This window comes from Bradyrhizobium sp. BLXBL-01 (genome assembly GCF_051853025.1).
GTDB lineage: Bacteria > Pseudomonadota > Alphaproteobacteria > Rhizobiales > Xanthobacteraceae > Bradyrhizobium.
In genome coordinates this window covers 3474254-3492035 of sequence record NZ_CP182471.1, presented here as the reverse complement: position 1 = coordinate 3492035, position 17782 = coordinate 3474254, and the positions used below count along the sequence as shown (strand labels likewise).

Annotated in this window: 18 protein-coding genes; 7 read left to right on the top strand and 11 right to left on the bottom strand. The window is 66.1% G+C overall.

Going from position 1 to position 17782, the window contains the following annotated elements; translation table 11 throughout:
* Window positions 1-100: 100 nt before the first annotated feature.
* Window positions 101-691: a hypothetical protein gene (locus tag ACNJYA_RS16070; protein ID WP_439403223.1), complete on the top strand. Its 591-nt coding sequence runs from the start codon at window positions 101-103 to the stop codon at window positions 689-691.
* A gap of 124 nt (window positions 692-815) precedes the next feature.
* The gene (locus ACNJYA_RS16065) at window positions 816-1436 is read left to right on the top strand and encodes a hypothetical protein (protein WP_439403222.1); all 621 of its coding nucleotides are present in this window, start codon (window positions 816-818) and stop codon (window positions 1434-1436) included.
* 11 nt (window positions 1437-1447) lie between these two features.
* Here ACNJYA_RS16065 and blaOXA read toward each other — a convergent pair whose 3' ends face one another.
* From blaOXA to ACNJYA_RS16045, 4 genes are all read right to left on the bottom strand, one after another.
* Window positions 1448-2266, bottom strand: coding sequence for a class D beta-lactamase (gene blaOXA, locus ACNJYA_RS16060; protein ID WP_439403221.1), 819 nt, complete (start codon window positions 2264-2266; stop codon window positions 1448-1450).
* Window positions 2267-2340: 74 nt separating this feature from the next.
* Window positions 2341-2604, bottom strand: coding sequence for an EscU/YscU/HrcU family type III secretion system export apparatus switch protein (locus tag ACNJYA_RS16055; RefSeq protein WP_025036968.1), 264 nt, complete (start codon window positions 2602-2604; stop codon window positions 2341-2343).
* Window positions 2601-4235 (bottom strand): flagellar hook-length control protein FliK, encoded by a 1635-nt coding sequence (locus ACNJYA_RS16050; protein ID WP_439403220.1) that lies wholly within the window; start codon window positions 4233-4235, stop codon window positions 2601-2603. Before ACNJYA_RS16050 ends, ACNJYA_RS16055 begins: the two co-directional genes overlap by 4 nt.
* A 55-nt stretch (window positions 4236-4290) precedes the next feature.
* Window positions 4291-5085: an ATP12 family chaperone protein gene (locus tag ACNJYA_RS16045; protein WP_439403219.1), complete on the bottom strand. Its 795-nt coding sequence runs from the start codon at window positions 5083-5085 to the stop codon at window positions 4291-4293.
* A gap of 75 nt (window positions 5086-5160) precedes the next feature.
* Between ACNJYA_RS16045 and ACNJYA_RS16040 the strand changes: the two genes are divergently transcribed.
* Entirely contained in the window at window positions 5161-5607 is a 447-nt protein-coding gene (locus tag ACNJYA_RS16040; RefSeq protein WP_212254957.1) for a hypothetical protein, read from the top strand.
* Window positions 5608-5742: 135 nt separating this feature from the next.
* Here ACNJYA_RS16040 and ACNJYA_RS16035 read toward each other — a convergent pair whose 3' ends face one another.
* From ACNJYA_RS16035 to ACNJYA_RS16025, 3 genes are read right to left on the bottom strand one after another with little or no spacing between them, the layout of a single operon-like run.
* Window positions 5743-6966, bottom strand: a complete 1224-nt coding sequence (locus tag ACNJYA_RS16035) for an RluA family pseudouridine synthase (protein ID WP_439403218.1) — start codon at window positions 6964-6966, stop codon at window positions 5743-5745.
* Window positions 6967-7018: 52 nt separating this feature from the next.
* A complete protein-coding gene (locus ACNJYA_RS16030) occupies window positions 7019-8356 on the bottom strand; it encodes a replication-associated recombination protein A (RefSeq protein WP_260379722.1) in 1338 nt (445 codons plus the stop codon).
* Window positions 8353-9759, bottom strand: a complete 1407-nt coding sequence (locus tag ACNJYA_RS16025; protein ID WP_172783211.1) for a DegQ family serine endoprotease — start codon at window positions 9757-9759, stop codon at window positions 8353-8355. Before ACNJYA_RS16025 ends, ACNJYA_RS16030 begins: the two co-directional genes overlap by 4 nt.
* Window positions 9760-10071: 312 nt before the next feature.
* Here ACNJYA_RS16025 and ACNJYA_RS16020 point away from each other — a divergent pair, with 312 nt between their 5' ends.
* Window positions 10072-11685, top strand: a complete 1614-nt coding sequence (locus ACNJYA_RS16020) for an OprO/OprP family phosphate-selective porin (protein WP_439366853.1) — start codon at window positions 10072-10074, stop codon at window positions 11683-11685.
* A gap of 172 nt (window positions 11686-11857) precedes the next feature.
* Here the strand turns inward: ACNJYA_RS16020 and ACNJYA_RS16015 are convergent, their stop codons facing one another.
* Window positions 11858-12232, bottom strand: coding sequence for a winged helix-turn-helix transcriptional regulator (locus tag ACNJYA_RS16015; protein WP_439366852.1), 375 nt, complete (start codon window positions 12230-12232; stop codon window positions 11858-11860).
* A gap of 122 nt (window positions 12233-12354) precedes the next feature.
* Here ACNJYA_RS16015 and ACNJYA_RS16010 point away from each other — a divergent pair, with 122 nt between their 5' ends.
* The 3 genes from ACNJYA_RS16010 to ACNJYA_RS16000 all read left to right on the top strand — a co-directional run bounded on the left by ACNJYA_RS16010 (window position 12355) and on the right by ACNJYA_RS16000 (window position 15958).
* A complete protein-coding gene (locus tag ACNJYA_RS16010; protein ID WP_212254954.1) occupies window positions 12355-13368 on the top strand; it encodes a zinc-binding alcohol dehydrogenase family protein in 1014 nt (337 codons plus the stop codon).
* A 96-nt stretch (window positions 13369-13464) separates the two neighbouring features.
* Window positions 13465-14958 (top strand): amidase, encoded by a 1494-nt coding sequence (locus ACNJYA_RS16005; RefSeq protein ID WP_439366851.1) that lies wholly within the window; start codon window positions 13465-13467, stop codon window positions 14956-14958.
* A 25-nt stretch (window positions 14959-14983) separates the two neighbouring features.
* Window positions 14984-15958: a Bug family tripartite tricarboxylate transporter substrate binding protein gene (locus ACNJYA_RS16000; RefSeq protein ID WP_172783207.1), complete on the top strand. Its 975-nt coding sequence runs from the start codon at window positions 14984-14986 to the stop codon at window positions 15956-15958.
* Between the two features lie 8 nt (window positions 15959-15966).
* Here ACNJYA_RS16000 and ACNJYA_RS15995 read toward each other — a convergent pair whose 3' ends face one another.
* From ACNJYA_RS15995 to rplQ, 3 genes are all read right to left on the bottom strand, one after another.
* Window positions 15967-16263 carry a DUF1330 domain-containing protein gene (locus ACNJYA_RS15995; protein ID WP_212254952.1) on the bottom strand — a complete coding sequence of 99 codons (297 nt, stop codon included), beginning with the start codon at window positions 16261-16263 and terminating at the stop codon, window positions 15967-15969.
* A 10-nt stretch (window positions 16264-16273) separates the two neighbouring features.
* On the bottom strand, window positions 16274-17062 hold the full coding sequence (locus ACNJYA_RS15990; protein ID WP_439366850.1) for an SDR family NAD(P)-dependent oxidoreductase: 789 nt from the start codon (window positions 17060-17062) through the stop codon (window positions 16274-16276).
* Window positions 17063-17257: 195 nt separating this feature from the next.
* Window positions 17258-17674 carry a 50S ribosomal protein L17 gene (gene rplQ / locus ACNJYA_RS15985; protein ID WP_025036979.1) on the bottom strand — a complete coding sequence of 139 codons (417 nt, stop codon included), beginning with the start codon at window positions 17672-17674 and terminating at the stop codon, window positions 17258-17260.
* Window positions 17675-17782: the final 108 nt, after the last annotated feature.

The window sequence follows — 17782 nt, the reverse complement described above, 5'->3', positions numbered from 1 at the left end:
TGCTCCGGAACGATCAGGCGCCGAATGTTGCGTGAGCCCAGTCGGTACGGCGGCGGTTCTTTACGCCTTAGCTCGAGCATCACCAACTGGCATCACCGAGATGTCCGCGACGGTCGTCCCCCTGCCGCCGAACCCAGCGTCCGAAACCATCGACTTCCTGCGCCGCATGGCCGGCATGGTGTCGGGGCGGAACGGCGAGATGCTGCTGCGTGCAGCCAGCATGATCGAGTCGCTGAGCCAGCGGGCGATGTCGGCCGAGCGGCTCTATCATCAGGTTCAGGAAGAGAGCACGCGCAACGCCGAGCTGCGCGAGTCCGCCGAACTCGCTTCCGACGCCATGGTCGGCCAGATCGCGGCGCTGCGGGCGCAGCTCGCGGAAGTCACCGCGGCTGCCGCCGCGGACCGCGCGGCATTCGATGCCGAACGCAACAAGCTTGTCGGCCTGATGCAGCATGCGGAAAGCCATATCGTCAAAATCACCGGCGAGTTCGACAGCCTGCGCGCCTCCGTCGACAGTTTCAACGAGACAGCGGTCTCGGTGCCGATCGAGGCGCTGCGGCTGGCGCGGACGCAGTTCGATTATCTCTCGAGCGGCTTTGCCCGGCGCGGCGATCCAATCTCGCAGGCCATGAGCGAGATCGGCGGCTTCGCCATTGACCAGGCGCTGACGGCGAAGCCTGACCCTGCCTGAACGCCGCCCGGCGATCCAAGGCGATCGCATATGAGACGTGGACTGCGCTACCGATGAAAGTGCTGCCGCGGCCTAAAGCGCGATGAGTTTTGGATAAATCGTCATCGCGCTTTGTTGTTTACGCATGGTCTTTCCGGAAAACCGCTTCGGCCTCGGCAAAAGAGCCCGCTTCGACGACGCGAACGAACTGGAGCAGATTGAGGAGTTGCTGATGGCTGCGTGGTGTTGCCATGACGTCATCATAGCATTGACTTCGAAACCACTACAAGGCCGGGCGTCCGAAGCGATATCAGCTCGTAGCAAGAACTCACGACCGGAGAGAACAATGTTCGTCGATATCGACAATGCATCACTCGCGATGGCAGGCTCGAGCTTGCCCGGAGATCAACCCATCTTCATGCTCAATCTTCTGCGCTATCGGGATGAGGCCTTGTACCGGGACAAGTCCGAGCTTCCGGCCTGCAGCGGGCGCGAAGCCTATTACACGCGCTATGTCCCCGCATTTCGCAAGGTCGCAATTCCGCTAGGGGTCACGCCGACTTGGCTTGGCTCTGTCGGAGCCCCGCTGGTAGCGGCGCAAGGCGAAGCCTGGCACGACGCCGCAATGGTCCGCTACCCCGACTTCGCGACCTTTCGAGCCATCGTCTTGAGCTCCGACTACCGACGTGAGGCCGAGCCCCACCGCTTGGCCGCGCTCGCCGATTGGCGTCTGATTGCGACGACCGAGGTTCAAGTGCCGGCTTGACGACGGTCGCGCTAGATCGCGCCGATCTCGGAAAGGCAGGCTTGCGTCAGCGTCATGCGAGCCTCGATGTGGCGCGGCTCCTTGCAATCCATGTTGAGCGCGAACACGGTATGCGCCTCGCCCTTCTCGGCCCAGCCGACCATCCAGCCGAGCGAAGGCTCGCCGCGCTCGGCGCCCAGGAGGCCGGACTTGGCGCGGATGACGCTGTTGCCGACCTTGGTCGCCGGCAGGATGTCGCAGACGAGGTCCTGGCTGCGCTTTGAGATCGGCAGCGCACGGCGGCGCAGCCGGTCGACGAAATCGACTTGCTCGACCGGATCGATGCGCAAGGCCCCGGTGAGCCAGAACTGGTCGATGCCGCCGCCGATGTCGCGATTGCCGTAGTCGAACGCGTCGACGTATTGCTGCATGCGCACCTCGCCGATGCGGCGCGCGATCTCCTGATAGACCGGCACCGCGCTCACGAGAATCGCGCTGCGCAGCGTGTGATCCTTGTTCCAGGCCTCGATCGGGCGCTTGACGCCGTCCCAGGGAAACACGTCCTTGTCGGGATCAGTGACGACACCGCTCTCGAGCGCAATCAGCGAGTTGGGAATCTTGAAGGTCGAGGCCGGCAGCTTGCCCTCGCCCGAGCGTTCCTTGTCGCTGGCGACGATCAGATAATCCTCGACCTTGTAGCCGACGAACGTGCCTGACGTGCCGAGCTCGGTGAAGCGCTTTGCAAGAGTGTCGCTGATTTCATTGCGCGGTGGCGCGACATGGGCGCGCGCGCGTCGGGCCAGGATCGCGGTTGCGGCGAGGAGGCCGAGGGTGGAACGGCGGGTGAGCAAGGCAGTGTCCGTCGAATGATGAAAGTGGCCGCGACCATGCAGCCGAGACGTGGTGAAACGATGACAGATGGTTTCTATCGCCCCCGGCCCGACAGCCGCAGCACGAACACCAGCACCTCGGCGACGGCCTTGTAGAGATCCGGCGGGATCTCGTCGCCGAGCTCGACCTTCGACAGCGCGCCGGCCAGAACCTCGTTCTCCTCGATCGGAATATCGTGGGCCTTGGCGATCTCGACGATCTTTTCGCCGATCGTGCCCTTGCCCTTGGCGACGACGACCGGCGCGCCGGATCCCTTCTCGTAATGCAGCGCGATCGCGAGCTTGGACGGATCGCTCATGTGGCGCGATCCAGGAAGTGGCCGGCGCGGGCCGGCGCCGGTGGCGGCGGCGTGCCGTCGCGGACCACGATATCGCCGGGCTTGAGCTCGGCCTTCGTCAAGGCCTGGCTGAGCTCACCGATGCCGGCGCGGAGCTGCCGCGCCGTCGCCGGCCGCTCCGCCCACATCCGTACGAAGGTCTTGTCGCCGTTCAGCGTGATCAGCGCATGCACGGGTCCGGCCGGCTCGACATTGAGCGAGAAGCGCGCGCGCCAGGCGCGCGTGGCGGGATCGGCGGCCTGGTTGCCGCCATCGCGCGAGATCTCGAACTGCGCCATCGCGGTGCCTTGCGGAGTCGCGAACGGAATCTCGAAATTCCACTGCGGCACGGCCGGATCGGTGCGGTGGCCGCTGGCGTCGGTGCGATCGGGGAGCGAAGCAATTTGCAACAACGTCTGCCGGGCGATCGCGGCATCGGTGTCATCGAGCAGACGATGCACGGTCGCAGCCAGCGGCGTGTCCGGCGCAAGCGACGGCGCGGCGATGGACTGCGGCGCCGGCAGCGCACCGCGGACTGGCGGAGGTGTCGGCTGTGCGGCAGCCTCGAAGATATGGGCATCCGGCACGGCCTTGTTGGAGCCCGGCACATTGCCGGTCAGGCGCGGCAGGTTTTGCGTGAGCTCTTGCAGCAGGCTCGCGGCAAGGCCGGCGGAGATGGTTCGCGGCACCGCGGCTTGCGGATTGTTGCCCGCCGCCTCGGCCAGCACGGCGGCAGCAAGCGCACCGCGCGAGGCTTGCACCGGTTGGGCGACGTCCGCATCCGGTGACGGCGACGCCGCTTGTGCCGTCCCGCCCGCCAGCCCAGCCGCGGAGGCTGCGGTCTGCGTCGCGGCCGCAGCACTCGCCGGCAGCGACACACCTTGCGGAGTTGCCTGCGGCACTCCCGTCTCGATCGCGCCGGAGGTCGACGCCAGCGTCTGGCGCAACACCAGCAGTGCGGCCTTCAAGTCCGGGATCACGCCGGCGGACGGCGTTGTGCCTGCGGCCAATGACGCCTCGAAAAACAGCCCGGACTTCTGGAAGGCAGATTCGATATCGCCGCCGTCGAGGGCCTCTTTGAGCGGCGTCTGTTGCGCAAGCACGTCGAGCACCGCCTGCTTCAGCCCTGCGGGCAGGTTGCTGCCTGTCACGACGGAGGCCAGGTTGGCGAACAGCGGCGCCTGGCTCCCCTGTTTGGTCGCGGCCTCGGCAGAGGCCGTCGCGACGGCGGCCTGCTCGGACGGCGTCAGGGTGTTCCGTGCCGTTGCCACTGACGGCGCCAGCGGCGGGCCGTCCACCAGCGCGGCCGCCCGCGGCGTCAGCGTAACCTGATCGCCCGCCGCCTCGCCTGCCCCGCCCATGACGGCGAGGCGAATGGTGCCGTTGTTCTGCGAGACCGCGAGCTGGAGGTTCTGCCCCGGCGTCAGCGCCACCTCCGACATCACGTCCATCGACAGGTTGGCGATCGCGATCCGCACCAGATTGTCGGCGAGCACGCTGACCACCCTGGCATCGACCACACTGCCGGCTTGAAGCACGAGATCCGGTGTCGCCGCATCAGCCGGGCGGCTGGCAGCGTTGACGGGAGCAATGGAAGTGACCGGCGTCGGCATCTCGGCAGCCTTAGGGAGCGCCGGCTACCGTAACCGCTGCCTCGTAAACCTCTCGTTAAGGACCTTGGACAGCCGGCGACTTCACCGCCGCCAGAACCGTCACGGCGGCCTGGAAATCCTTCAGGCGGGCGGCGCGGCGGGCGGCCGCCTCCTCGTCCACGCCCCATTGCTCCGCGTTCCAGTCCTCGTCGACATGGGCGGCGGCCCAGACCTGGTCGGCATCGCGCACGCCCTGGTCCAGCGCCAGCGCCAGCAGCGCCGAGCCGGTCAGGGTGGTCACCATGTGGAGCGCAGCGACCGACCAGGGGTCGCCGGGCAGCGCGGCCCGTGCGGCCTTCAAAGCCTCGTCCGGCTGCTTCACGTGCATCACGCCCTCCGACAGGATGAAATGCGCCCCCAGCGTCTCCGCCGCCCAGAACAGCACGGGGTCCCAATGCGCAGCCTCGCGGGCGACCAGTCCCTCGGGATGGCCGGCACGATAGAACAGCAAGTCAGACTCGAAATATTTGGCGAGGTCGTCGCTGACGAGCTCGACCCGATCGACGACGCCCTCGACCACGCTGTTGGCGATCCGCGTCAACGGCATGGTCACGGGATCGATCGTCTCACCCTGGGCCGCCCATTCCGCGGCGACGCGATCTGCGAGCGCGCGCGTCGGGATCACCACCTGGCGACCCGACGGCGTGCGGATCGGCTTGCCGTCGAGAGTGATGGCGAAGCCGCCCTCGGCATCGGCGACGCCGGCCTCCTTGTAGAAGCGCTTGCGCAGCGGCGTGCGCGTGGAGGCGCGCGCCGAGTCCCGGGGATCCGGCGGGGGCTGGCTTGCTGCTTCTTCGAACAATTCGCGCATGTCGGTTTTCGGTTCCGGTCGCTGGATGCTAGGCTTCTAAGATAAGACCGGCGGCCGATAAAGCGAGCGGCGGGCATGAGGGAAGTTGCGGGCATTGGGGCCCTGTTGGCAGGATTTTGGCTGGCCGCGGCGGAGGCCGGCTTCCGCACCCCGGAATCGCTGGTCCGCAACGTCTATGCCCATTACGGCGAAGGGGCGCCGGAGCTGTCAAAAGGCTTGCCGCGGGACGCCGTGACCGCCCGCCAATTCTTCGATCCGCCACTGCGCAAGGCCTGGAGCGCGCCGAGAGTCGAGCCCTATGATTTCCTGGTGCAGAGCCAGAGCTGGAAGATCGGCCCTGTTACGATCGCGGTCGTCCGCAGGCAATACGACAAGACATATGTCGCCGCGAATTTCGACAATCGCGGTCGCCGGGTGGCGCTGAACTTTGTCGTGGTCAACGGGCCCGAGGGCTGGCTGATCACAGATGTCGAGAGTCCGCATGACTCCTTGCGGATGTTTCTGGAGCAGTTCCGGAATTGAGGGTGGCAACCACTGCGGCCTCCACCGCGTCATTGCGAGCGCAGCGAAGCAATCCAGAGTGCATCCGCGGAGGGATTCTGGATTGCTTCGTCGCAAGAGCTCCTCGCAATGACGGGCTGGTAGCGCGACGCGCCCCTACTCCTCCGGCGCGTTCTCGATCGGATCAAATCTGGTTGCGTCGAGCCCGAGCAGGTTCCACGACTGCTGCATGTGCGGGGGCAATGGCGCGGTGGCGTCGATCACGCCGCCGCGCGGATGCGGGATGACGATGCGGCGTGCGAGCAGATGCAGCCGGTTCTGCAGGCCGCCCGGCAGCTGCCAGTTCTCGATGTTGAAATATTTGGGATCGCCGACGATGGGATGGCCGATATGGGCCATGTGGGCGCGCAGCTGGTGGGTGCGGCCCGTCACCGGCTTCAGCGACACCCAGGTCAGCTTGTTGCCGGCGGTCTCGACCACGGCGTAGTACGTCACCGCGTGACTGGCGCCCTCATCGCCATGCTGGGCGATGCGCATGATGGTGTCGTCCTCGCCCTCCTCCTTTGCGAGGAAGGTCGAGATGCGGCCCTGCTTCGGCTTCGGCAGGCCCGGCACCAGGGCCCAATAGACCTTTCGCGCCGAGCGCGAGCGGAACGCGCCGGTCAGATGCGAGGCGGCAAAGCGCGTCTTGGCGATCAGGAGACAGCCCGACGTCTCGCGATCGATACGGTGGACGAGACGCGGCTTCTGGCCCTTGGCATCGCGCATCACCTCCAGCATCTGGTCGATGTGGCGCGTCATGCCCGAGCCGCCCTGCACGGCAAGGCCGGCCGGCTTGTTCAGGACGAGGACGTCGTCGTCTTCCCAGATCGTCATCTCCTTCAGCGCCTTGAGCGTCTTCTGCGCAGCCTCCGAGAGCGGGCCTGCCGCCTTCGGCGCATCGAGCTTCAGCGGCGGAATGCGGACGCTCTGCCCCTCCTCCAGCCGGTCCTTGCTGTCGACGCGCTTGCCGTCGACGCGCAGCTCGCCTTTGCGGACGACGCGCTGGATGTGGGAGAACGACAGGCCGGGAAAGCGCGCTTCCAGGAAGCGGTCAACGCGCATGTTGTTCTCGTCGGCCGTGACCGTGACGGTCTGCACCTTGGTCGGCAGCAGCGCCTCGACGGACTTCTCAGGCGCAGGCCTCTCCTGGACCGCTTTGGGTGGCCGCCGCTCGGCGCGCTCGCCCACAAAGCGCGGCTTTGCACCCGGCTTGCCGCCGGGCTTGCCACCCGGACGCGGCCCGGCCTTCTTCGCGCTACGCGCCTGATGCGGGCGCGAGTCGTCACGCTCGTCACGCGAACGCGGCTTAGGGTTCATTCTCTTGATGCGGCGGCTCATGATTGCCTGCGTACCCTAAAAGCCGCCTGCCGTCACGACGAAATGGCCGCTTCTAGGGCGAGCCGCCCCGCTCCTTGCGCAGCTTGGCCCAATAATCCAGCCGCTTCCGAATCTCGCGCTCGAAGCCGCGCTCGGGCGGGTCGTAGAAGGTCTGGCGACCCAGGGCCTCCGGGAAATAGTCCTGGCCGGAGAAGGCGTCCGGCGCGTCGTGGTCGTATTCGTAGCCGGAGCCGTACCCTTCCGACTTCATCAGCTTGGTCGGGGAATTGAGGATGTGCTTTGGCGGCAGCAGCGAGCCGGCCTGCTTGGCGACCTGCATCGCGGTGCCGAAGGCGGTGTAGACCGCGTTCGATTTCGGCGCGGTGGCGAGATAGACCACGGCCTGCGCGATGGCGAGCTCGCCCTCGGGATGGCCGAGGAAATCGAAGGCGTCTTTCGCCGCATTGGCGATGACGAGCGCCTGCGGATCGGCAAGGCCGATATCCTCCACCGCCATGCGCACGACGCGGCGAGCCAGGAACAGCGGGTCCTCGCCGGCGTCCAGCATGCGCGCGAGGTAATACAGCGCCGCATCGGGATCCGAGCCGCGCACCGATTTATGCAGCGCCGAGATCAGGTTGTAATGGCCGTCGGCCGATTTGTCGTAGATCGGCGCGCGGCGCTGCAGGATCTCCTGCAGCTGCACGGCATTGAAGATCTCGTCCGCACGCGCCGAACGCCAGACCTCTTCGGCGAGCGTCAACGACGCACGGCCATCGCCGTCGGCCATGCGGACCAGCACCGCGCGCGCCTCCGCATCGAGCGGCAGCTTCCTGCCCTCGACGGCTTCAGCATGCGCGAACAGCTTTTCGATCGCGGCCGCATCGAGCGAGCGGAACACCAGCACGCGCGCCCGCGAGAGCAACGCCGCGTTGAGCTCGAAGGACGGGTTCTCGGTGGTGGCGCCGACCATGACGACCGTGCCGTCTTCCATCACGGGTAGAAAGGAGTCCTGCTGCGCGCGGTTGAAGCGATGCACCTCATCGACGAACAGCAGCGTGCCCTTGCCCATCTCGCGGCGGGCGCGCGCGGCGTCGAACGCCTTCTTGAGGTCGGCGACGCCGGAGAACACCGCCGAGATCTGCTCGAAATGCAGATCGGTCGCGTCAGCCAAGAGCCGCGCCACCGTGGTCTTGCCGGTGCCGGGCGGGCCCCAGAACACCAGCGAGCCCAGCGTGCGCGTCTCCAGCATGCGCGTCAGCGCACCGTCCGGACCGAGGATGTGATCCTGGCCGACGACTTCGGAAAGCGTGCGCGGGCGCAGCCGGTCCGGCAGCGGATGCGGAGCATCGTGATCGAGCCCCGCCGCGGCAAAGAGAGTCGGCGTCTCCTGTGGTCGCTTCGGACTCATCCGCCCAGCGTGACGTTGATCTGCTGGCCGCCGCGCACCAGCGTAATGCGCCAGATCCGCGGCCGCTCGCCCGCGGCCTTCTCGAGGTCGCCGGTCTTGCTGATCTTCTGGTTGTTCACGGCGAGGATGATGTCGCCTTTCTGGAAGCCGACACTCGCAGCCGCGGTATCGCCGCCGATATCGGTGATCACGACACCTTCGGTGTCGGCATCCAGACGCAGCTCATCGGCCACGGCCGGCGTGATGGTCGAAACCTTGGCGCCCTGGAACGGCGAGCGCGCGGTGACGACGAGTTCGTTGCGCCCGGTGTCGGGCGCCGTCTCCAGCGCCACCGTCAGCTTCACCGACTTGCCACCGCGCTGCACGTCGAGCTGCGCGGTGCCGCCGAGCGGACGTGTTGCGAAGCGATAGTCGAAGGCGTTGGGATCATCCACGGTCTGGCCGTCGATCCCGGTGATGAGGTCGGAGGATTTCAGGCCGGCTTTCGCCGCCGGACCGTTCGACACCACGCTCGCGACCAGCGCACCGGTCGGCGAGCGCAGGCCGAGGCTCTCGGCGATCTCCGGCGTGACCGCCTGCAATTTCGCACCGAGCCAGGGACGCTTCACCGCCTTGCCGCCGCTCTTGGCGGAGGCGACGACGACGCGCACCATGTTGGCGGGAATCGCGAAGCCGATTCCTTGCGAGCCGCCGGAGCGCGAATAGATCGCGGTGTTGATGCCGGCGAGCTTGCCGGCCATGTCGACCAGCGCGCCGCCGGAATTGCCGGGATTGATCGCCGCATCGGTCTGAATGAAGAACTGATAGTCGGTGATGCCGACTTGCGTGCGCGCCAGCGCAGAGATGATGCCGTGGGTCACGGTCTGGCCGACGCCGAAGGGATTGCCGATGGCGAGCACGACGTCGCCGACCAGGAGTTCATCGGAATTGGTGAAGTCGAGCGTTGGGAACTTCTCCCTGCTGTCCTTCAGGCGCAGCACGGCGAGATCGGTCCGGGAATCCTTGAGCAGGATCTCGGCCTCGAACTCGCGCTTGTCCGACAGCGACACCTTCACCTGGTCGGCGCCCTCGATGACGTGGACGTTGGTGACGACGAGGCCGGAGGCATCGACGATGACGCCGGAGCCGAGCGAGCGTTGCATCTGCTCGGGCTGCTGGCCCGGCACGCCGAAGAAGCGGCGGAAGATCGGATCATCCAGCAGCGGATTGCGGTTCTGCACGACCTTTGCGGCATAGACGTTGACGACCGCCGGCTGCACCCGCTGCACGATCGGCGCGTAGGACATCCGCAGCTCGGCCGGCGACGACGGGACCCGACGGTCCTGCGCCGCAGCCGGATTGAAGGTGGCCGAAAGGGCTACGCACAGCGCCGTGACGGCGGCAGTCCAGGTCGCTCGAAACATTCCTACCTCTTGGAAAAGACGCCGGAATATAGGCGCGTTCGCCCCCCAATAGAAGGGCGCCGGAGGGCAATATTCGCCCCCTTCTTCGGCGTGTCCGGCATGCAAGGGTGCCGTGCGAATCTGCAATTTACCCGGGCGGCGGATTGGCATGATGTGCATCATCTTGCATGGTGGTGTGAGGCGGATTCGGTTGCGGCGAATTTGCATCAGTGGGAACCCACGCAACCGTTCGCAGCGTCGCGGGGCAGTCATCGATCACACCTAGGCTCTCCGTTCGCGACTTGGGGAAACAGTCAAATGATGGAGCGTAACGTGAGCAGAACAAGAATTGCGGCCACCGCGATTGGTCTCGCCGGCGCGCTGGCGGCATCGCAGGCCCAAGCCCAATCGGCAAGCAGCAGCGAGCAGGAGATCGCGCTGTTGAAGCAGCAGCTGAAAATGCTCGAGCAGAAGCTCGACAAGCTCCAGAGCCAGACCGCGGCGAACACGGCGGCCGCGGCAAAGGCAAAAGCCGAAACCAAGGCAGAGGCAAAGGCCGAGGCGCGCGGGGAGGCAAAGGCCGCGGTGGCCAACGCCAACGCGGCAATCCCGGTCAAGGGGCCGGCGCCGACATCCGGCGTCGTCGTGACGATGCCAAACAACCGGCCGACGATCTGCACCGCCGACCAGGCCAACTGCGTCGCCATCACCAGCCGCGTGCATTGGGACGTCGGCGGCTATGACTACCGCCCCAACACCGCAGCCACCGTGCCGCAGAAGCTCGACAGCGGCCAGAATGTCCGCCGCGCGCGCATCGGCGTCACCGGCAAGTTCTTCAACGACTGGAATTTTGCGCTGGTCTACGATTTCGGCGGCTCGTCCGACGGATTCGGCGGCACAGCTCCGGGATCGCTGCCGGGCGGCGGCGTCTCCGGCGTCGAGAACGCGTATCTCAGCTACACCGGCCTGAAGCCGTTCGGCGGCAAGATGGCAATCGAGGCCGGCATCATGGACTTGCCCTACACCATGGACGAGGCGACGAGTTCGAACGACATCATGTTCATGGAGCGCGCCTCGCCCGGCGTGATCGCGACCAACATCGCCGCCGGTGACTTCCGTTCCGCAGCCGGTGCGCGCTGGTTCAACGACCAGCTCTGGATCGGCGGCTATGTCACGGGGCCCTCGACCGGCGCGATCCATTCCGCCTCGAGCGCGGCGCCGGGGGGCACCAGCGAGCAATATGGCGCCGTGGCACGCGTGGCCGGCAATCCCATCAGCGGCAAGGATTATTCGGTGCATATCGGCGCCGATGCGCAATGGCTGATCCAGCCGCCGCGCAATCTCATCGCCAACACGCAGACGGTCACGCTGAGCGATCGTCCGGAATTGCGTCTCGACCCGACCACGCTAATCTCGACCGGCGCCATCGCCAATGCCTCGGGCGCGCAGGTCTACAGCGTCGAGGCGGCAGCGACCTACGGCCCGTTCATCGTCCAGGGCGAGTATTTCTGGTACAATGTCGATCGCACCGCCAACACCGGTGTGCCGCTGGTCGGCGCACCGAGCCTGAAATTCCAGGGCGGCTATGCGCAGGCCGGCTATGTGCTGACCGGCGAAGGCCGCTCCTACAATGCGGCGAACGCGGCCTATAGCGGCGTCAAGCCGGCGCATCCGTTCTCGCTCGACGGCGGCGGCTGGGGCGCGTGGGAGATCGCCGGACGCTTCTCGACGATCGACCTCAACGATCAGCTCGCCACGGCGAGCGGCGTCGCAGGCGGTCGGCAGACGGTCTATACGCTCGCGCTCAACTGGTACGTCAACGGCAACGTGCGCTTCATGCTCGACTATCTGCACGGCACGGTGTCGCGGCAGGCCTCGCCGATATCGACCGCAGACGTCGGCTCGAAGTTCGACGCGGTCGCGATGCGCACGCAGTTCGCGTTCTGACTTTACACCTCTCCCGCAGGGAGAAGTCGCGAAGGCGCGGTGTGAGGGGTTACGCTCTATCGAGGATGCCGCGCCCCCTCACCCGAATTGCTCTGGACGATGCTGCGCATCGCCAGGCGTAATTCGACCTCTCCCCGTCGGGGAGAGGTAACGGCACCATCCCTCATCTTCATCACGCTGCGCGCTTCTTCTTCACGACCACGGGTGGCGGCGCGCAGGACAGCCGCTCCTGATGGCTCTCGCCCCAGGCCTTCAGGATATCGATCACGGGCCTCAGGCTCTCACCCAGCTCGGACAAGCAATACTCCACGCGCGGCGGCACCTCGGCGTAGACCTTGCGGATGACGAGCTTGTCTTCCTCCAGCGCGCGCAGCTGCTTCGTCAGCATGCGCTGGGTGATGCCGGGCATCCGGCGGCGCAATTCGCCAAAGCGCTGGGTGCCGCTCTGCAGGTGGTAGAGGATCACGCCCTTCCACTTGCCGTCGATCAGGTCCAGCGTCGCCTCGACCGAGCAGCCGGGACGACGGGCGAAATCGCGGCGTTTCATGCGGGTTTTCCCAATAGTATCCAAACAGGGACTATATCCCCGAATTTACAGTACTTGCCAAATCGGAGCCAGAGCGACAGTTAGGGCGGCAGGCGAATAAAACCATCTGATGGAGACACGCCATGAAGGCCGTCGGCTACAAAAAATCGCTCCCGATCGAGGACGCGGATTCACTGTTCGATTTCGAGACCGCAAAGCCCGACCCCAAAGGGCGCGACATCCGCGTCGCGGTAAAAGCGATCTCGGCCAACCCGGTCGACTACAAGGTGCGCAAGCGCGCCGCGCCCCCCGAGGGCGAGACCAAGATCCTGGGCTATGACGCGGCCGGCGTGGTCGATGCGGTCGGGCCCGAGGTCACGCTGTTCAAGCCGGGCGACGAAGTGTTCTACGCCGGCTCGATCCTGCGCCAGGGCACCAATGCCGAATTCCACCTGGTCGACGAGCGCATCGTCGGCAACAAGCCGACGAGCCTGTCGTTCGCGCAGGCCGCCGCCCTTCCCCTCACCTCCATCACCGCCTGGGAATTGCTGTTCGACCGGCTCGGCGCGGTGCCCGGCAAGAGCGTCGATCCGCGCACGCTGTTGATCACGGGCGGCGCCGGCGGCGTCGGCTCGATCCTGATCCAGCTCGCGCGCCGCCTCACCGGGCTGACGGTGCTCGCCACCGCCACGCGGCCGGAATCGCAAAAATGGTGCCTCGATCTCGGCGCGCATGCGGTGATCGATCATGGCAAGCCGATGAAGGAGCAGATCGAGAAGTTGAAGCTGCCGCCGGTCGCCCTGGTGGCCAGCCTCACCTACACCGACCAGCACTACAAGGCGATCGCGGAATTCATGGCCCCGCAGGGCAAGTTCGGCCTGATCGACGATCCCCCTGAGTTCACGGTTGCCGCATTCAAGGGCAAGGCGATCTCGGTGCACTGGGAATCCATGTTCACGCGCTCCTCGTTCCAGACGCCTGACATGATCGCGCAGCATCATCTGCTCAACGACGTGGCCGACCTCATCGACAAGGGCGTGTTGCGCACCACGCTGGACCAGACCTTCGGCACGATCAACGCCGCCAACCTCAAGCGCGCGCACGCGCTGCTGGAGAGCGGCAAGTCGCGCGGCAAGATCGTGCTGGAGGGGTGGTAGGCTTGGCACTCCGCGTCAATTGAGGCATCATGCGTCTGCGGTCCCGGAAAGAGGGCCGACCCCCGCCCGCCGGGACCAGCAACAAGCAGAGTGATGATGACCGAACCATGCGACCTGTCGGCGGTCGCGGCACGCGCGCTGATTGGCCAACGCAAGCTCTCCCCCGTCGAGCTGACGGATAGCTGCATCCGCCGCATCGAAGCGGTCGATCCGGCGGTCAACGCCGTCGTTGCGCGCTCGTTCGAAACCGCGCGCAAGACGGCGCGCGAGCGCGAGGCCGCCGTGATGCGCGGTGAGACCCTCGGCGCCGTGCATGGGCTGCCGCTCGGTGTCAAAGACCTGATCGATGCGGAAGGATTGCCGACCAGCTTCGGCTGCGTGCTGTTCGCGGACAATGTCGCCAGGCAGGACGAGGCCATCGTCGCGATGCTCAAGCGCGAGGGCGCGATCGTCATCGGCAAGACCAACGTGCCGGAATGGGGCGCCGGCGGCAACACGCGCAACGCCGTGTATGGCGCGACCGGCAATCCCTTCGATCCCAATCGATCGGCCGCCGGTTCGTCGGGAGGATCGGCCGTCGCGCTCGCCACTGGGATGGTGCCGCTCGCGACCGGATCCGATACCGGTGGCTCCGTGCGGAATCCGGCATCCTTTTGCGGCGTGGTCGGCTTCCGGCCCTCGCCCGGACTGATCGCCAGCAACAGCCGCAACATGGCCTGGCTGCAGATCTCGCAGCTCGGGCCGATGGCGAGAACCGTGCCCGACGCTTGCCTCATGCTGTCCTGCATGCTGGATCGTGACGCCCGCGATCCGTTATCGGCGATCCTTCATGCGGGCGGTTCGCCCTCGGCGGCGCTCTATCGCAATCCGCCGCGCGTCGATCTCTCCGCGCTCCGCATTGCTGCAACCAGCGATTTCGGCTTTGCGCGGACCGAGGGGGTGGTCGCCCGCGCCTTCAGACAGAAGCTCAATTCGTTCGAAACTGTATTTCGCGGAGTCGAATGGGCTCATCCTGATTGCACCGGCGCGGACGAGGTATTCAGCATCCTGCGCGCCGTCGCATTCCTCGGCCGCCATCGCGAGCTCGTGGAGAAGTTTCCGGACAAGATCGGGCCCAACGTTCGCGACAACGTCGCGGAGGGGCTCGGCTATTCCGCCGCCGACGTGGCGCGTGCGCTCTCGATGCAGACCGACCTTTACCGGCGCTGGCAGACCTTCTTCGCGGATCACGATTTCATTCTCGCGCCTGCGGTCACCATCAGCCCACGGCCGTGGTCGGAGCTCTATCCAGCCGAGATCGACGGCCGGCCGACCAAGAGCTATTTCCACTGGCTTGCGCTCGCCTATGCCGTCACCAATGTCGGCCATCCCACAGTCGCAATCCCGGCCGGACGCGACGACGCCGGCCTGCCGTTCGGCATCCAGGTGATCGGCCCGCGCGGCGGCGATCTCGCCACGCTCGCGGTCGCGCGCGAAATCGAAGCGGTGCTCGCCGCCAATCCGGATACCGCCCGCCCCGTTCCCGACGTTGCGTGGCTTGCCAGGCAGCCGCCGATTGCGGACAAGCCGGGATTTCTCGCCTTCGATTGAAACGTCAACCGCGGAAAACGACACGATGAAAACAACGTTCCTGACGCTAGCGCTCGCCGCGATCGGCTCGATCAGCGTCAACTCGCTCGCAACCGCGCAATCGTATCCCGAGAAATCACTGCAATTGATCGTCCCGTTCCCGCCGGGCGGAGCCTCCGACGTGGTGGCCCGCATCATCGGCGGCGAGCTCGAAGCCCGGCTCGGCAAGCCCGTCATCATCATGAACCGTCCCGGCGGGGGCACCACGATCGCGGCCAAGGAGGTGGCGCGCGCGGCGCCCGACGGATACACCCTGTTCTTCAGCTCGAACTCGAGCTTCACCTTGCCGGCCGCCGTGAAGGAGAGCGTTCCTTACGATGCGGCCAAGGATTTCGAGCCGCTCGGCCGGGTCGGCAAGATCACCCTGGCGCTGGTCACCTACAAGGACAATCCGGTCAAGGATCTGCCTGCGCTGGTCGCGGAGGCAAAGGCCAATCCGGACAAGCTGTCGCTGGCCTCCTTCGGCGTCGCGACGGTGTCGCATTTCGCCGGCGAGTTGTTCAAGTCGAACGCCGGAATCAAGATGGTCCACCTGCCCTACAAGGGCAGCGCGCCGGCGATGAACGATCTCATCGGCAAGCACATCCAGTACCATGTCGACACCGTGATCGCCGTGAAGCCGCAGATCGAGGCCGGCACCGTCAAGGTGATGGCCGTATTCTCCGGCCAGCGCACACCATTCCTGCCCGACACACCGACATTGGCAGAGCTCGGCTATCCCGCCATCGACTTCTCGTCATGGGGCGCGGTGGTCGCGCCCAAGGGGCTGCCGCCGCCGGTTCGCGACAAGCTCACGGCGACGCTGGAGGAGATCATCAACAGCCCTTCCGTTGTGGAGCGCTTCGTCAAGGTCGGCTTCGAGCCCGGCTTCGCACGCTTTGACGACTGGGCCGGAGCGGTGACCAAAGAGACGGCCGAGATGAAGGACATCGCGCAGAAGGCCGGCATCAAGGACGAGTAGCCGGACGCCTACGGTGTCGAAACGCCTTCGACAAGCAGCAGTCTGCGCTGAAGCGCGCTCGCGCGCAGCTTCAGGGCCTCGGCATACTCGGAAGAGGCGTACCACTCCTTCAGCCGTGCCATCGTCGGGAACTCGACGATGACGATGGCCTTCGGTGATGGACCGCCCTCAAGCAGCTCGGCCTGGCCGCCGCGGACGAGATAACGCCCGCCGTACTGCGCGATCGTCTCGGCAGCCAAGGCGCGATAGGCCTCGAATGCAGCGGGATCGCGCACCTCGACCTCGGAGATCACATAGGCCGTCATGCGCATCGCCTCAGGCGATCGTGTTGACGATGCCGCCCTCGGCGCGCAGCGCAGCGCCGTTGGTCGCCGACGCCTCCTTCGAGGCGACATAGACCACCATGTTGGCGATCTCGTCGACGCTGGCGAAGCGCTGCAGCAGCGAGCTCGGGCGATGCTGCCTGACGAAGTTGGCCGCGGCTTCGTCCACGGACTGGCCGCTCTGCCTGGCGAGATCCTTGACGAACGTCTCGACGCCCTCCGACATGGTCGGGCCCGGCAGCACGGAATTGACGGTGACGCCGGTGCCAGCGGTGAGCTGCGCCAGGCCGCGCGCAACGGAAAGCTGGGCCGTCTTGGTCATGCCATAGTGGATCATCTCGACGGGAATGTTGAGCCCGGACTCCGAGGAGATGAAGACGATGCGGCCCCAATTGCGCGCGAGCATGCCCTTCATGTAGGCCCGCGACAGCCGCACGCCGCTCATCACGTTGACCTCGAAGAAACGGCTCCAGTCCTCGTCCGGGATGTCGAAGAAATCCTTGGGCTCGAAGATGCCGGCATTGTTGATGAGGATGTCGACCTCGGGCAGCGCCGCAACGAGTGCTTTGCAGCCTGCCGCGGTCGAGACGTCGGCCGCGATCCCGCGGACCTTGGCGCCCGTCCCTTCCAGCTTGCGCACCGCCGCATCGACCTTGTCCTGGCTGCGGCCGTTGATGACGACGCTGGCGCCCGAGGCGGCGAGGCCCTTGGCGATGGCGTGGCCAATGCCGGCGGTCGAGCCGGTGACGAGGGCGGTCTTTCCGGAAAGGTCGATGTTCATGCAATATCTCCATGGATGTGGATGGAGATATCGGAAGCGGCTCCCTCAGCTGCAATCAGGACTCACTGACGCGTGAGGATTGTGAATGGTGGGCACGGCGCGCGAAGAGCGCGCGCCTTTGCCCACCCTACCGTTCCTACGCAACGAAAAAGCGGCGCCGAAGGCGCCGCTTTTGAAACGTCATGCCGGTCAGGCTTACGCCGCCTCGGCTTCCTTTTCCTGCACCGGGCCGGAATCCTGGCCCTTGGCATCGACGTCGCGATCGACGAACTCGATCACGGCCATCGCGGCGTTGTCGCCGTAGCGGAAGCCGGCCTTGATGATGCGGGTATAGCCGCCCTGGCGGTCCTTGTAGCGGGTCGCCAGCGTGTCGAAGAGCTTCTTGACCATGTCGACGTCGCGCAGCTCGGAGATGGCCTGACGGCGCAGCGACAGGCCGCCCTTCTTGCCGAGCGTGACGAGCTTCTCGACGATCGGGCGGAGCTCCTTGGCCTTGGGCAGCGTGGTGACGATCTGCTCGTGCTTGATCAGCGCGGCCGCCATGTTGGCGAACATCGCCTTGCGGTGCTCGGCCGTGCGGTTGAGCTTCCGATGAACCTTGCCGTGACGCATGTGTCTATTCCTTACGTATGAACTGCCGCGACGGTTCGTCGGACCAGTTGCTCAGGTGGGCTTCCTGCGTTCGCCCATAAAAATCGCGGCCAGATGTCTCCGGCCGCG